Annotated in this window: 12 protein-coding genes; 8 read left to right on the top strand and 4 right to left on the bottom strand. The window is 69.5% G+C overall.

Annotation, left to right across the window (positions count from 1 at the left end; translation table 11 throughout):
- The first annotated feature begins 89 nt into the window (after window positions 1-89).
- Window positions 90-2,747: a transglycosylase domain-containing protein gene (locus tag ACT3UF_RS06250; RefSeq protein WP_444608166.1), complete on the top strand. Its 2,658-nt coding sequence runs from the start codon at window positions 90-92 to the stop codon at window positions 2,745-2,747.
- Between the two features lie 264 nt (window positions 2,748-3,011).
- Window positions 3,012-4,382, top strand: a complete 1,371-nt coding sequence (locus ACT3UF_RS06245; RefSeq protein WP_444608165.1) for an extracellular solute-binding protein — start codon at window positions 3,012-3,014, stop codon at window positions 4,380-4,382.
- A 172-nt stretch (window positions 4,383-4,554) separates the two neighbouring features.
- On the opposite strand, the gene ACT3UF_RS06240 is transcribed toward ACT3UF_RS06245, so the two are convergent.
- Both ACT3UF_RS06240 and ACT3UF_RS06235 read right to left on the bottom strand, forming a co-directional pair.
- Window positions 4,555-5,523: a carbohydrate ABC transporter permease gene (locus ACT3UF_RS06240; protein ID WP_444608164.1), complete on the bottom strand. Its 969-nt coding sequence runs from the start codon at window positions 5,521-5,523 to the stop codon at window positions 4,555-4,557.
- Complete coding sequence (locus ACT3UF_RS06235) at window positions 5,520-6,488, bottom strand: carbohydrate ABC transporter permease (protein WP_444608163.1); 969 nt, start codon at window positions 6,486-6,488, stop codon at window positions 5,520-5,522. Before ACT3UF_RS06235 ends, ACT3UF_RS06240 begins: the two co-directional genes overlap by 4 nt.
- 414 nt (window positions 6,489-6,902) lie before the next feature.
- On the opposite strand from ACT3UF_RS06235, the gene ACT3UF_RS06230 reads away from it, so the two are divergent.
- Window positions 6,903-8,429, top strand: coding sequence for an FAD-dependent oxidoreductase (locus tag ACT3UF_RS06230; protein ID WP_444608162.1), 1,527 nt, complete (start codon window positions 6,903-6,905; stop codon window positions 8,427-8,429).
- On the opposite strand, the gene ACT3UF_RS06225 is transcribed toward ACT3UF_RS06230, so the two are convergent.
- A complete protein-coding gene (locus ACT3UF_RS06225) occupies window positions 8,377-9,441 on the bottom strand; it encodes a hypothetical protein (RefSeq protein ID WP_444608161.1) in 1,065 nt (354 codons plus the stop codon). The two genes, ACT3UF_RS06230 and ACT3UF_RS06225, sit on opposite strands and share 53 nt — an antisense overlap.
- Before the next feature lie 206 nt (window positions 9,442-9,647).
- Between ACT3UF_RS06225 and ACT3UF_RS06220 the strand changes: the two genes are divergently transcribed.
- Window positions 9,648-11,867, top strand: coding sequence for a catalase (locus ACT3UF_RS06220; protein ID WP_444608160.1), 2,220 nt, complete (start codon window positions 9,648-9,650; stop codon window positions 11,865-11,867).
- Window positions 11,868-11,878: 11 nt separating this feature from the next.
- On the opposite strand, the gene ACT3UF_RS06215 is transcribed toward ACT3UF_RS06220, so the two are convergent.
- Window positions 11,879-13,228 carry an APC family permease gene (locus ACT3UF_RS06215; protein ID WP_444608159.1) on the bottom strand — a complete coding sequence of 450 codons (1,350 nt, stop codon included), beginning with the start codon at window positions 13,226-13,228 and terminating at the stop codon, window positions 11,879-11,881.
- 80 nt (window positions 13,229-13,308) lie between these two features.
- Here ACT3UF_RS06215 and ACT3UF_RS06210 point away from each other — a divergent pair, with 80 nt between their 5' ends.
- From ACT3UF_RS06210 to rpsR, 4 genes are all read left to right on the top strand, one after another.
- On the top strand, window positions 13,309-13,512 hold the full coding sequence (locus tag ACT3UF_RS06210; RefSeq protein WP_441444883.1) for a hypothetical protein: 204 nt from the start codon (window positions 13,309-13,311) through the stop codon (window positions 13,510-13,512).
- 211 nt (window positions 13,513-13,723) lie between these two features.
- Entirely contained in the window at window positions 13,724-14,041 is a 318-nt protein-coding gene (rpsF, locus tag ACT3UF_RS06205; protein ID WP_441444882.1) for a 30S ribosomal protein S6, read from the top strand.
- A gap of 56 nt (window positions 14,042-14,097) precedes the next feature.
- On the top strand, window positions 14,098-14,664 hold the full coding sequence (locus tag ACT3UF_RS06200) for a single-stranded DNA-binding protein (RefSeq protein WP_444592033.1): 567 nt from the start codon (window positions 14,098-14,100) through the stop codon (window positions 14,662-14,664).
- An 84-nt stretch (window positions 14,665-14,748) separates the two neighbouring features.
- The gene (rpsR, locus tag ACT3UF_RS06195) at window positions 14,749-14,985 is read left to right on the top strand and encodes a 30S ribosomal protein S18 (RefSeq protein WP_441444880.1); all 237 of its coding nucleotides are present in this window, start codon (window positions 14,749-14,751) and stop codon (window positions 14,983-14,985) included.
- Window positions 14,986-14,990: the final 5 nt, after the last annotated feature.

Raw genomic sequence — 14,990 nt, 5'->3', positions numbered from 1 at the left:
GCCGGCCGGGACGTCGTGCTCATACTGGGAGGCCGTGCACCAGCGGTGCGCGCGGAACCGTCCGCCCCCTCGTAGGACCAGGAGCAGTCATGAGCGATTCCCGACGCTCGTCCCGCGGCTCGTCGAAGAACTCGGCGGGCGGTGGTGCACGCCGCGCAGCCGGTGTGCGCCGCGCATCCTCCTCGACGTCTGCAGCGAAGTCCGCGAAGGGCCCTGACGCGAAGAACTCTGCCGCCAAGGGCGCCAGCCGCACCGGCCGCAGCTCCGCCTCCGGGGCGGACGCCAAGGGCAGTTCCCGCACCGCCTCGGCGAAGACCAGCGCTGGAGCGAAGAACAGCGCAGCAGCCAAGAATGGTGCCGGAGCCAAGAGCAGTGCCGGAGCCAAGAACGGCGCAGGAGCGAAGGCACCGACCCCCCGCACCTCGGTCAATGCCCGCCACGCCGGCACCGCCGCAGCCGCAGCCGGCAAGGGCCGCAAGGGCACTAAGAAGAAGGCCGCGGCCACGAACTTCCTGAATTATCCGCGGGCCGGGGCGAAGAACCCCTGGCGCTGGATCCCCTCGCTGCGCATGATCGTCGGCGCGATGGCGCTGATGGTGCTGGCCGGGCTCGGCTTCGCCGTCTGGCTGTACAACGACACCGACGTCCCCGCGCCCTCGGACTTCGCCCTGGCTCAGACCTCCCGCGTGTACTACGCGGACGGCGAGACCGAGATGGGCCAGTTCAGCGAGGTGAACCGCACCGAGCTGCCGGCGGACGAGATACCGGAAAGCCTCAAGCAGGCCGTGGTGGCCAGCGAGGACTCGAGCTTCTACGAGAACCGCGGCGTTTCGCCGCGCGGCATCGTGCGCGCGATGGTCAACAACCTCCAGGGCGGCGCCCGGCAGGGCGGATCGACCATCACCATGCAGTACGTCGAGCGGTATTACACCGGCACCGAGACGTCCTATGTGGGCAAGGCCAAGGAAGCGATCATGGCCTTGAAGATCGACCAGGAGCTGTCGAAGGACGAGATCCTCTCCCGCTATCTCAACACCATCTACTTCGGCCGCGGCGCCTACGGCGTGCAGGAGGCCTCGCAGGCCTACTTCGGCAAGGACGCTTCCGAGCTCACCGAGGCGGAGGCGGCTCTGCTCGTGGCCGTGATCCCCGCCCCCTCGTCCTACGACCCCGCGAACAACCCCGAGGAGGCCACGCGCCTCTGGGACCGCGTGATCACCCGGCAGGTCAACGAGGGCCAGCTGACCGCCGCAGAGGGCGACGCGCTCACCTTCCCCGAAACCATCGAGCCCAAGAACGAGAACTCGCTCGGAGGCACCAAGGGCTACCTCCTGGCGCAGGTGCGGGGCGAGCTGATCGAGGCGGGCTTCACCGAGGATGAGATCAACACCGGCGGGTTCACGATCATCTCCACGATCGACCCGACGATCCAGAACAACACCGTCCAGGCCGTTGAAAACCTGCCGGAGGACCGGCCGGAGAACAACCGCGTCGGCACCGTGACCCTCGACCCGTCGACAGGGGCGATCCGCGGCATGTACGGAGGGCCGGACTATGTCACCCAGGCGCAGAACGACGCTACCCAGTCCCGGATGCAGGCCGGCTCGATCTTCAAGACCTTCACCCTGATCGCCGCGCTCGAGGACGGCTTCCCGCTGGACTCCCGCTGGGACGGCAACTCCCCGAAGAACTTCCCCGATGTCCCCGGCGGCTGGGAGGTCAGCAACTTCAACGACACCGACTACGGCCGGGTGAGCCTGGAGAAGGCCACCGCCAGCTCGATCAACACCGCCTATGCCGAGGCGAACCTCGAGATCGGTCCGCAGCGGACCATGGACACCGCGATCGCGCTGGGCCTGCCCGAGAGCACCCCCGGCCTGAACGCCGAGCCCTCGAACGTGCTGGGTTCCGCCTCTCCGACCGTCGTCGAGATGGCCGAGGTCTACGCGACCATCGCCGCCGGCGGCGTGCACCGGGACGCCTTCATCGTCGATTCCGTGACCCGGCCCGACGGCTCCTCGCGCTACCAGCACGAGGCCACGGACACCCAGGCGATGGACGAGCGGGTCGCGATCAACGCGACCGTCGCCCTGCAGGGGCCGCCGAAGGTGGGCTCCGCACGGTCTCTGCTGGACGTCATGGATGGTCGCCAGGTGGCGGGCAAGACCGGCACCTCCGAGAGCTTCCGCTCCGCCTGGTTCGTGGGCTTCACCCCGCAGCTGGTCACCGCGGTGGGCATGTTCCAGCCCGGCGAGGACGGCTCCGAGGAGACCCTCACCCCCTTCGGCGGCGCCAGGAACATGACTGGCGGCGTGTTCCCCACCGACATCTGGGGCGACATCATGGCGCCCTCGCTCGAGGGCCAGGAGATGCTCGACTTCCCCGAGAAGGTCCGGCTGGACAACGAGAACCGCGAGCGGAGCTACACGCCTCCGCCGCCTCCGCCCACCACCGAGGCGCCGGAGCCGACGGAGGAGCCGTCGGAGGAACCCTCGGAGGAGCCCAGCGAGGAGCCGTCGGAGGAGCCCAGCGAGGAGCCGTCGGAGGAACCCAGCGAGGAGCCCAGCGAGAAGCCCTCGGAGAAGCCCAGCGAGAAGCCGGCGGATCCGACCACCAAACCCGGCAATGGGGGCGACAGCACGCAGCCCACCGAGAAGCCCTCGAGCGAGGAGCAGGGCGGCGCGGACACCAGCGCCGGCCGCGACGAGCGAGAGGGCCGGGGCGACGAGGGCTCGGCGGAGGACTGATCTGCCGCTGCCGACCGCTCGGCTCGTTCCCTGGAGACCATCGCGCGGACGGATGCCGTCGTGGTGCTGCCCGGCCACAGTGACGTGCGGCGGCACGGTGCGCCGGATGCTGTGGAACGGGCCCTGCATGAAGGCCCCCTGAGGATCGGCGGACCGCTCGGAAGGTTTCGTTGCCGCGGCCTCGGACCCGGCCTAGTCTCCGATGAGGAGCGGTGCCGAGTCGACGCGACCAGCTCAGACCGCTCGCTCCGCGAGGAGGACACCATGCTGAGTCGACGACATGCGCTGCAGGCCGCTGCGGCGTCCACCGTGCTCGGGCTCGCGGCGTGCAATCGTGGCGGCGACTCCCCGGGAGCCGGGGGCGGGGGTGAGCCGCACGAGTTCACCACCACCGGCTCCGGGCCGCTTGCCACGATGGGCTTCAACCCCTCGGACGAGGTGGGCCAGTCGCGTGCGGACCATGCCGCGGAGCAGCTGCCCGACCTCCAGGTGGAGATGGACACCACCAACTTCGACTCGCAGAAGTTCACCGCGCAGTCGGCCGCGGGGCAGGTGCCGGACCTGATCCAGCTCGATCGCGCCCTGGTCGCCACATTCGCTGCGAAAGGCCTGATCATGCCGCTGGACCAGGGCTTCGAGGTGCACGGCGTCGACCCCGCTCAGCAGTACTACGAGGCTGCCGTCGGCGACGTCACCTATGAGGGATCGATCTACGCGGTCCCGCAGTTCTTCCAGCCCAGCGCCATCCTCATCAACACCCGGGCGGCGGAGGCCGCCGGGATATCCCCGGAGGACTTCGACACCTCGGACCCGGAGGCGCTGCTGCGGGTGGTCGAGAAGGGCACCACGATGGAGGGCTCGGCCCCCGTGACCCTCGGCTTCGACGGGGACGTCCCCGGCTCGGCCGAGATGTGGTTGCAGGTCTTCGGCGGCGGCAGCGTGGGCGAGGACGGCGCCCCCACCCTCGACCGCGCCGAGAACGTCGAGGCGCTCACCTGGATCAAGCAGCTGCTCGACCTGCAGGGCGGGTATGCGGAGGTCACCTCGCTCAAGAACGCGATGGATGTGTTCGGTGAGCAGAACCAATATGTTGCGGACCAGGTCGTCGGCCAGTCCTGGGCGCAGTGGTATCTCAACGTCCTCACCGACTTCGCCGACGACGTGGAGCTCCAGGCGGTGCCGATCCGCACCCTCGACGGCACCTCGATCGGCTTCGCGGGCGGCTCGGCCTTCGCGGTGCCGACGGCGGCAGGGAACGCCGACGGAGCGCTCGCCTGGGCGCTCGCGGCGACCTCCACCGAAGCCTGGCTGAAGGCTGGTGAGGCCCGTCAGACCACCGCGGCCGAGGCGGGCGGCATCAACACCGGCCTGTTCACCGGATCCCCCGAGGCCGATCAGCAGGTCCGCGAGCAGTTCGTCGCCGAATCCGGCAACGCGGACTTCGATCAGGCGATCGCCGTCTACTACGAGGTGCTCGAGGAGCCGCGGTCCACCGGCGCTTCTCCGGTCGGGGAACAGATCAAGCAGGCCTTGCTCGATGCCACGACCGCCGCGCTGAACGGGGAGAAGGACGTCGCCCAGGCCCTCGCGGACGCCCAGGCGAGCGCCCAGGGCGACTACGAGAGCAACGCCTGAGCTCGGCAGATCAGGCTCTGCCGTTTCGCTGGTCTCCTGCCGCTCGTGCCTCGCAGCATGTCGATCAGGCTCTGCTGTCTGGCTGGTCTCCTGCCGCTCGTGCCTCGCAGCATGTCGATCAGGCTCTGCTGTCTGGCTGGTCTCCTGCCGCTCGTGCCTCGCAGCACGTCGATCAGCCTTTGACCCCCACGCCGGCGAGGCCGCCGACGAAGTAGCGCTGGCCGAAGGCGAACAGGACCAGCATCGGCACCGTGACGATCACGGAGGCGACCATCACGTACTGGTAGTCGCCGTGCCCACCGGCCGTCGGGGAGAACAAGGTCATCGCGTAGTTGATGCCGAGTGGGACCGTGTACTCGTCGGGAGTCCCGAAGTTCAGATAGATCAGTGCACCCTGGAAGTTGTTCCACGACGCCTGGAACTCGAACAGCCACACGATCACGGCCGAGGGCAGCGCCAACGGTAGCGCGATCCGGCGGAAGAGGCTGAGGTAGGTGCAGCCGTCCACCCGCGCCGCCTCGAACAGCTCCCGCGGGATGCCGCGATAGAACTGGCGCATCAGGAAGATGTAGAAGGCCGAGCCGAACAGTGCACCGCCCCACAGCGGCACCGTGGTGCCGAGGAAGCCGAGGTACTTCCAGATCAGATAGTTCGGCACCAATGTCACGGCACCGGGCAGCATCATCGTCGCCAGCACCAGCCCGAACAGCAGGTTCTTCCCCGGGAAGCGGAAATAGGCGAAGCCGAAGGCGACCATCGAACTGGACAGCGTCATCAGCGTTGCGCCGGCCACCGCGATGAACACCGAGTTCAGGAACCAGCTCGCCAGAGGCAGCTGCGACCAGACCTCGGTGTAGTTCCCGAAGGACCAGGTCTCGGGGATCAGGCGATTGTCGAACACCTCGCTGCGCGGCTTCAGGCTCGCCGCCAGCAGCCACACCAAGGGATAGAGGAACATCCCGCCGATCGCCAGCGTCAGCGCCCAGCGCAGCACCGTGCCGATCCTTCGCATCACCCGTCGAGGGCCGTCAGCATGCCCGGTGACGACGCCCGAGAGCGCTCCTTTGCTCCGGCTGGCGGTCGGAGCGATACGGGTGCGGACGCCGGCCGGGCTCTCGATCGCGGTCTTCGCAGTGCTCATCGGGACTCCCCCTGGTAGTGGACGAGGCGCTTGGAGACCTTCACCTGGATCAGGGTGATCACCATGATGATCGCGAACAGCACCCAGGCCATCGCGGCGGCGAGGCCGAAGTTGAACTGCTGGAACGCCTGCTGGTACAGGTAGATCCCGTAGAAGAGCGAGGCGGACGGGGCCGAGCTGCTGGCATCGCGATAGAAGAGCAGGTACGCCTGGTCGAAGACCTGCAACGAGGCGATCGTGTTGGTGATGACCAGGAAGAACGTGGTGGGCGAGATGAGCGGCACCGTGATCCGCCAGAAGCGGCGCACGGGTCCCGCTCCGTCGAGCGCCGCGGCCTCGTACAGATCCACCGGGACGCTCTGCAGCGCCGCCATGTAGATGATCATCGAGCCGGCCACCGCCCATGCCGACATCAGGACGATGGACGGGATGATCCAGTCCGGATCGATCAGCCACTGCGGCCCCTGGATCCCGAAGAATCCCAGGAACTGATTGACGGCACCACGATTGCCGTTCAGCAGGAGCAGGAACACCGCGGCGGTGGCGACGGCCGGAGTCATCTTCGGCAGGTAGTACAGAACGCGGAAGAATCCCTGACCGCGCGGTATGGACATCAGCAGCAGCGCCAGCAGGAGGGCGAAGGCTGTTTCCAGAGGAACGGACATCAGCGCGTAGGTGAAGGTGTTCCCGAGGGACTGGAGCACCTTCGGGTCCTCGACAAGCTGGGCGTAGTTCTCCCCACCCACCCACGGGGCCGTGTTCGTGGCCAGGTCGTAGTCGGTCGCCGAGAGATAGGCGCTGTAGCTCATCGAGATCACGGTGAAGAGCAGGAATCCGATGATCCAGGGGGCGATGAAGGCGTACCCGGCCAGTGCTTCGCGATCCAGCCGACGCCGACGGCGTCGTCGTGCAGGCGCCGCTGCCCCGGTCGGAGGCGGCGCGCCGATGTCCTCTGCGACGGTCATGATGCCTCCTCACGGCGGGCTGTCCCGCTCTTCCGGCGAACAGTAGAAGCGGTTCCGCGCGGGGACAAGCACGTCCCCCGGACAGCGTCCCTCCCGAGGGCGGTCCCCGCGGCACGCGTCGTCCATGAGATACGCGAGCGGGCCCGAACGGCGGCCGTCGATCAGCGGTGCCCGCCACCGCTGATACCTCGCCGGAACCGAGCAGACCTGCGGAAAGGCTTGGTGTGAAGGGGCACGTGGGCTCGCGGGTGTGCGCGGGCGCCCCGTCGGCCTCCGCCGCTGAGGGTGCCGCCCCGGCGGCGCGATCCGCCGGGCGGGTTTCGCACGACCGTTCGGTCCATCTCCCCCTTCTGGGCGCGTGCACCGAGGGATTGCGTAGGGTGGAGCGAACGCGCCTACAGGAGGACAGCATCGATGCGATCGCTCTGGCTCGACACTCTGGACTGCTCCACGATCCCCACCTCGGACCTGCCCATCGGCATCTCCTATGACATCGCGGTGGTGGGTGCCGGCCTCACCGGCCTCGCGACCGCCGTGATGCTCGCGCGTTCAGGTCGCCGCGTGATCGTGCTCGAGGCGCGCACCGTCGGCGCCGCAGCGACCGGGAACACCACCGCGAAGCTCACGCTGCTGCAGGGCACCCGGCTCTCCGAGCTCCGCTCCCGGCATGGTCTGGACACGGCACGCGCCTATTTCAAGGCGAACGCCGCGGCGCAGCACTGGTTGCTCGAGATGTGCGAGGAGGCGGGCGTGCCGGTCCAGCGCCGGCCTGCGAGCACCTACGCCACCACCGAGGACGGTGCGGAGCGGGTGCGCGAGGAATGGCGGACGGCGCGTGAGCTGGGGCTCGACGCCGAGTTCGCGCAGACCTCCGAGCTGCCGTTCCCGATCTCCGGGGCCGTGATCCTCGAGGACCAGGCCCAGTTCGACCCGCTCGACGTCCTCGCCGCACTCGCGCGGGAGCTGCATGCGCACGGAGGGATCCTGGTCGAGGGCGCACGGCTCACGGCCGCGGGCCGGAAGGGCCCGTTCACCCTCACCACCACCCTCGGGGAGGTGCGCGCGGATCGCCTCGTGCTCGCCACCGGCAGCACCGTCCTGGACCGCAGCGGGCATCCCGAGCGCACTGTCCCGCACCGCTCCTACGCGATGACCTACCGGGTCCCGGCCGGTGCCTGGGTGCCGCACGGCATGCACATCTCGGCCGACGGACCCGACCGCACCCTGCGCTCGGTGCCCAGCGGGGATGAGGAGCTGCTGCTCGTGGGCGGCGGTGACCATGTCACCGGGCGGGACGAGTCGCCGGTCCGACGGATCCAGGAGATCGACGAGTGGGCCCGTGACCTGCTGCCCGAGGCCGAACGCACGCACACCTGGGCCGCGCAGGACTATCACAGCGCCTCCGGACTCCCGCTCGTCGGCGCCCTGCCCGGCAGCGACGGCACGCTCGTCGCCGCGACCGGGTTCGCGAAGTGGGGGATGACCAACGGCGTCGCCGCAGCCCTCGCGATGACCGGACTCCTCGAGGGGCAGGCCCCCGCCTGGCACCCCGCCCTGCAGGAGGGCTCAGGCCTCAGAGCCCTCGCCTCCGGGGCGGCGATGACGGCGAGCGTCGCAGCCCACCTCGCCGGAGGCTGGGCACAGGCCGAGCTGCATGAGCTGCCATCGTCCCCGCCCCCCGAGGGCACCGGGTCGGTGGGCCGTGCCGAGGGCCGACCGGTCGCGATCTCGACCGTCGAGGGGCGCACCTGCGCGCTCTCCGCGGTGTGCCCCCACCTCGGCGGCGTGCTGCGCTGGAACGACGCGGAACTCTCCTGGGACTGCCCCCTGCACGGCTCGCGCTTCGCGTCCGACGGCACCCGGCTCGAGGGCCCCGCGCTCAGCGACCTCAGGACTGTTCCGGCTCCGGGCGTCGCTGCACCTCCCGGCGGCCTTGGGTGAGCTGGCGGAGGTCCGTCGTCTGGTCGAAGCTCGTGCCGAGCCCGCCTGCGACGACCCCCAGTGCGGCGCTCAGCCAGGCGATGTCCACATAGTTCGAGAAATCCACCGGACCGCCCATGATCTCGGCCATGAAGTCCGGGTCGATCACCACCAGGCTCGCCCCGAGGATCGCGAGGAACAGCGCCAGGTATAAGCCGAGGACGACGAGGAACAGGGTCAAGACCGTGGAGAGGTTGTAGTAGAGGAACACCTCGGTGGGGTCGCTGTGCTCCGCGCGCTCCCAGAGGCCGTTGCTCAGAATCAGCCACAGCACCATCAGCGTGATCGCGAGCACGCCGATCATCAGCAGGCGACTAGCAGAGAGCGCCGCGGACATCTGCCAGATCGATTGGTAGAAGACTCCGAATGCGCCGGTCGCCGCGGCGGCGGCCAGCGCGGTGGACAGATGCGGAGCGGTCCGCCAGGGTGCATTGGTGGCGACCATCCCCAGCACGGTGCGCGGCACTCCGGTGATGGTGTGCGCGAGCAGGAAGCCGGGCTCGTCCCCGCAGGGTTCCCGCCAACGGTTCCAGCGCGGCTCGTAGCGTTCCCGGGCCTCTGGCGGGGCGCCGTCGACCAGCCGCAGCACGCAGGACATGAACAGCGCGAGCAGCCGTCGCTGTCCGGCGTGCACACCGAGCGTCGGATAGGACAGCGCTGCCGCGGATTCGTCCGGGAAGATCCTCGCCAGCTCGGGCCGCCCGTGCGAGCGACGCGGCATCTCGGTGAGGATCAGCACCACATCGATGCTCTCGTAGTCCTCGCGCAGCGTGGCGATCGTGCCGAACTCGAGGGTGTCGGCGTCGCTGATCCCGAGGGACTGGGTGCGCACGTGGACCGTGGCGGCGCCATAGAGGTGGGTGAGCTCCTGTTCGAAGCGCTCGGCCACGGCGCGGGCGCGGACCGTGCACAGGCCGGGATCGCTCAGCACCAGGACGACGACCCCGCTGCGTGCGTCGGAGGGTTCGTCCATCTCCGCACTCCCTCCCTCGGTACTCCTCGATCAGGCCGATCGGGACCACGGTAACCGCGAGATCCGCCCAGAGCATCCGACGGACCGATCGGTCTCTCGCTCTGCCCTGCGCAGAGACCGCGTGCCCTGTGCCGCGACCTGCGGCGGGACCTACGGTGGAGGCGGTCACCGACGATCCGTCCGACACCCTCGAAGAGGAGCACGTCATGACACCTGCGAAGCCCACCCCCACCCCGGCTCCCGGTCGCCCCGCCAGCCGCCCGCCCGCGCTCCAGGAGCCGACCGACCCCGTCGGCCCGCTGCCCCCGAAGCCCGATCAGCAGGGCGTCCAGCCCCGCACCGCGACCGGTGCCGAGCCCGGCCCCGAGCGGACCACGAACGCCCAGCAGGGTGAGTTCCTCACGACCTCGCAGGGCGCCCGGCTGCGGGACACGGATCACTCGCTCAAGGCGGGTCGGCGTGGCCCCGTGCTGCTGCAGGACCATCACCTGCGCGAGAAGATCACCCACTTCGACCACGAACGGATCCCCGAGCGCGTCGTGCACGCCCGCGGCGCCGCGGCCCACGGCGTCTTCGAGGGCTACGGGACCGCGGAGTCCGTGTGCCGGGCCGGCTTCCTCGCGAAGGGGAAGCGCACCGAGGTCTTCACCCGGTTCTCGACCGTCGTCGGCTCGCGAGGCTCGATGGACACCGCCCGGGACACCCGCGGCTTCGCGACGAAGTTCTACACCGACGAGGGCACCTTCGACCTGGTCGCCAACAACATCCCGGTGTTCTTCATCCAGGACGGCATCAAGTTCCCCGACGTGGTCCACGCCGCGAAGCCCCACCCCGACCGCGAGATCCCCCAGGCCCAGAGCGCCCACGACACCTTCTGGGACTTCGTCTCCCTGCACACCGAGGCGCAGCACCACACCCTGTGGTTCATGGGCGACCGCGGCATCCCGCGCTCGTTCCGCATGATGGAGGGCTTCGGGATCCACACCTTCCGGCTCTCCAACGCCGACGGGGAGACCTCGCTCGTGAAGTTCCATTGGAAGCCGACGTTGGGTGTGCACTCGCTGACCTGGGAGGAAGCGCAGATCCTCGGCGGCGCCGATCCGGACTTCCACCGCCGTGACCTCGCTGACTCGATCGAGGCGGGGGCGCATCCCTCCTGGGAGCTCGGCATCCAGGTGTTCCCCGACAACGAGGAGCAGTCCTTCGAGGGCATCGACCTGCTGGATCCCACCAAGTTCGTCCCCGAGGAGCTGGCCCCCGTGCAGCCCATCGGGCGACTCACGCTGAATCGCAATCCCAGCAACTACTTCGCCGAGACCGAGCAGGTGGCCTTCAACCCCGGCCATCTGGTGCCCGGGATCGACGTCACCGACGACCCGCTGCTGCAGGTGCGGCTGTTCTCCTACGTCGACACCCAGCTCACCCGCCTCGGCGGGCCGAACTTCGCCCAGCTGCCGATCAATCGTGCCCACGCCCCGATCAACGACATGCTGCGCGACGGATACGGGCAGCAGGGCGACTACTCGGGGGTCGCGCCGTACCAGCCGAACTCCCTGGACGGCGGCTGCCCCTTCATGGCGGGCGAGATGGACGGGGCCTTCGAGGATCTCGCGGTCCGGGTGCCCGAGGGCGTCAAGGAACGGGCGCTCTCGGTCACCTTCGAGGACCACTTCAGCCAGGCCCGACTGTTCTGGCGCAGCATGACCCCGCTCGAAAAGGACCACATCGTCGACGCCTACTCCTTCGAGCTCGGCAAGTGCTACGAGAACACGATCCGGGAGCGCCAGCTGCAGTCGCTGGCGAACATCGACGGAGAGCTGTGCGCCCGGGTCGCGGCCGCGCTCGGGATGCCCGCCCCGGAGCCGACGGTCCCGGACGAGGACGAGGGCGATGGCGGGCTGATCGCCAGCGCGCCGCTGTCCCAGCTGGGCGGCAGCTGGCCGCTGGACGGCCGCACGATCGGGATCGTGGTCGACCCCGACGCCGACAACGCGGAGCTGCTGGCGCTGCACGAGGCGATCGTCGCCGCGTCGATGACCCCAGTGGTGATCGCGCCGCGCGGCGGCGAGGTCGCAGGGGTCCCGGTGGGCCGCACCTTCGGCACCGCCGCGTCGGTCGAGTTCGACGCACTGCTGCTCGCGGGCAACCCGCTGACCGCTCCGGATTCCCGCCCCTCGGTCGATCCGAAGGCCGGGGCCCCGGGTTCCGGAGAGGTGGAGCCCCGGGTCGGCAAGCTGATCGACGAGTGCTGGCGCCATGCCAAGGCGATCGGCGCCTGGGGTCCCGGGCGCGAGGCGCTCGAGGCGCGCACCGCTCCCGGTGGTGCGGGGCTCGTCCTCGGCGACGACGGGCATGCCGTGCTCGGTGAGATCACGGCGCTCATGGAGTCGCACCGGGTCTGGGAGCGGTTCCCCGCCGTGCTCTGAGCGCGCGGGCCTCAGGCGGCGGTGTCGGCTCCCGCATCGGCGTCGGCCCCGGTGTCCTCGCCGGCCCGGCGCCGCCGCCATGCTGCGATGCCGGCCAGGATCGCCGCGACGGCCAGGAACGGCAGCCCGAGCCGCCACACCGCCCACTCGACCTGCGTCATCAGCAACAGGCACGAGGCCAGGCCGCCGATCGGCAGCACGAGAGGGGTCCGGAAGTGGCGATGCTCGAGACGGTCACGGCGCAGCACCAGCACGGCCGCATTCACCGAGAGGAAGACGACCAGCAGGAGCAGCACCATGGTGCCGGCGAGCACGTCGATGGTCCCGGTCAGCGCGAGCACGATCGACAGGGCGGTGGTCGCGAGGATCGCCACCCACGGCGTGCGCCGCGCCGGCAGGAGCCGGGTGAGGACCCTGGGCAGCAGGCCGTCGGACGCCATCCCGTAGGCCAGGCGCGAGGACATGATCCCGGTCAGCAGCGCGCCGTTGGCGACAGCGATCAGCGCGATCACGCTGAACACGACGGGTGGGACGATCCCCGCAGCCTCGACCACCAGGGCGAGCGGCGCCGAGGACCCGGCGAGCTCCTCGGTGGGCACCACCGCCGCGGCGACCACGCCGATCAGGGCGTAGACGATGCCGGTGACGATCAGCGCCCCGAACAGGGCCCTCGGGTAGGAGCGGGCCGGGTCCTTCGTCTCCTCGGCGATGTTCACGCTGGTCTCGAAGCCGACGTAGGAGTAGAAGGCGAGCACGGTACCGGCCAGCACCGCGGCGACCGGGCCGTTCTCGGGGGTGCCGAGCTCCGTCAGCCGCCCCAGGTCTCCCTCACCGCGACCGATCACGATCGCGCCCAGCACGATCACCATCAGCAGACCGCCCACCTCGATCACGGTGGCGACCCGGTTCGCGCCGAGCGATTCGGAGATGCCGCGGGTGTTCAGCGCCGCCAGCAGGCCGAGGAAGACGATCACCACCAGGAAGGTCGGCAGGCTCACGAACGCCCCGAGGTAGTCCCCGGCGAAGCCCAGGGCCAGAGCACCCACCGAGACCACTCCCGCCGAGAGCATGCAGAAGCCCACCAGGAAGCCGGCGAAAGGTCCGAACGCACGGTTCGCGTAATGGGACGAGCCGCCGGCCCTGGGGTACTTGGTCGCCAGCTCCGCATAGGACCCGGCGGTCAGCAGCGCCAGCAGCAGTGCGACCACCAGCGGCACCCACAGCGCACCGCCCGCGATCCCGGCGATCTCCCCGGCCAGGACGTACACGCCCGCGCCGAGCACATCCCCGAGGATGAACAGGAACAGACCCGTCGTGGTCACGGTGCGGCGCAGCGTGGTGCGTTCGTCGGTGCTGGTCATGGGCTCAGGTTAGAGGGCAGGAGCCGACGGGACCGGACCGATCGGTCGCCGCCGGGCTGCTCGGGTGGCACCATCGAGCCATGCGATGCGAACAGTGCAGCAGGAAGATCCGCGGCAAGGCGTACACCTCGATCACCGGTCGGAAGCTCTGCGATCGCTGTGGGACGCGGCTGCAGGGTCGCACCGCCGGGGTGGTCGCCGGCGGCGGGATCGCCGGCGGGATCAGCACCGGGGGCTGGTATGCCCGGGTCAGGAAGGCGATGGGTCGTCCGCCACGCAGCTGATCCGCGCTCCACCCGTGGGAACCGCGCTCTACCCGTGATGCGTCGTTGTGATGCGCCGCGCACCCATCGGCCTCCTCTGGCCGATGGTCCAGCGCGCAGGTAGGCTGGGCCGGTCCGTGACGTGCATCGCCGATGCTCTAGCGGGCGGCATGAACCCTCCTGCCACGGAGAGACCGTGGCCGCAGAGACCACAGGAGGTGGGTACAAGAACATGCGTAAGTACGAAATGGTCGTCATCCTCGACCCGTCCGTCGACGAACGGACCGTCACCACAACTTTCGAGAAGCTCGTCCAGGTCGTTCCGACCGAAGGCGGCACCATCGACAACGTCGACGTCTGGGGCAAGCGGAAGTTCGCCTACGAGATCGACAAGAAGTCCGAGGGCATCTACATCGTCCTGAACTTCACCGCCAAGGCATCGACCGCGCAGGAGCTGGATCGTCAGCTCGGCCTCAACGAGTCGATCATGCGCACCAAGGTCATGCGTCTCGACGACAAGGTCAAGGCCCCGCGCGACGACGCCAAGTGACCTGCGGTCGCTGACCCCCGCACCACCCCACCCCATCCTGGAGCAGAGGAGCCCCCATGGCGAATGACACCGTCATCACGGTGATCGGCAACCTGACCGCCGACCCCGAGCTGCGTTTCACGCAGTCCGGCGTTGCGGTCGCGTCGTTCACCATCGCGTCCACCCCCCGCACCTTCGACCGTCAGTCGAACGAGTGGAAGGACGGCGAGGCGCTGTTCATGCGCTGCTCCATCTGGCGCGACGCCGCGGAGAACGTGGCGGAATCGCTCGAGAAGGGCTCCCGCGTCGTCGCGCAGGGGCGTCTCAAGCAGCGCTCCTTCACCGACCGTGAGGGCAACAACCGCACCAGCATCGAGCTGGACGTCGACGAGATCGGTCCCTCCCTCAAGTACGCCACCGCGAAGGCCACCAAGGTCCAGCGCGGCGGCGGCGGCGGAGGAGGCGGCCGTGGCGGCTTCGGCGGCGGCGCCCCGCAGGGCGGTGGCCAGGGTGGCTACGGTGGGAACCAGGGTGGTCAGGGCGGCTACAGCAACGCGCCGCAGGGTGCGCCGCAGGGCGCCCCGGCAGCCGACCCCTGGGCCGGCGGCGGCAACCAGGGCGGGTACGACGACCCTCCCTTCTGATCGCCTCGGCGATCGACGCAACACACTGATCCATTCCATCCCGGGTGCATGCCCGGGCTCCCCTCAGAAAGAAGGAGCACCACGATGGCCAAGCCCTCACTTCGTCCCCCGAAGAAGAAGCAGAACCCGCTGAAGGCCGCGGGAGTCGAGACCGTCGACTACAAGGACGCTGCGCTGCTGCGCAAGTTCGTCTCCGACCGCGGAAAGATCCGCGCCCGCCGAGTCACCGGCGTGTCCGTCCAGGAGCAGCGCAAGATCGCGCGGGCCGTGAAGAACGCCCGCGAGATCGCTCTCCTGCCGTACTCGACCTCCGGTCGCTGAGCGAG

It is taken from the genome of Brachybacterium sp. AOP24-D1-21 (assembly GCF_052378665.1).
In the GTDB taxonomy this organism is placed as follows: Bacteria; Actinomycetota; Actinomycetes; order Actinomycetales; family Dermabacteraceae; genus Brachybacterium.
Note: the sequence above shows the minus strand (reverse complement) of the source record. Positions and strands in the feature narration are given on the sequence as shown.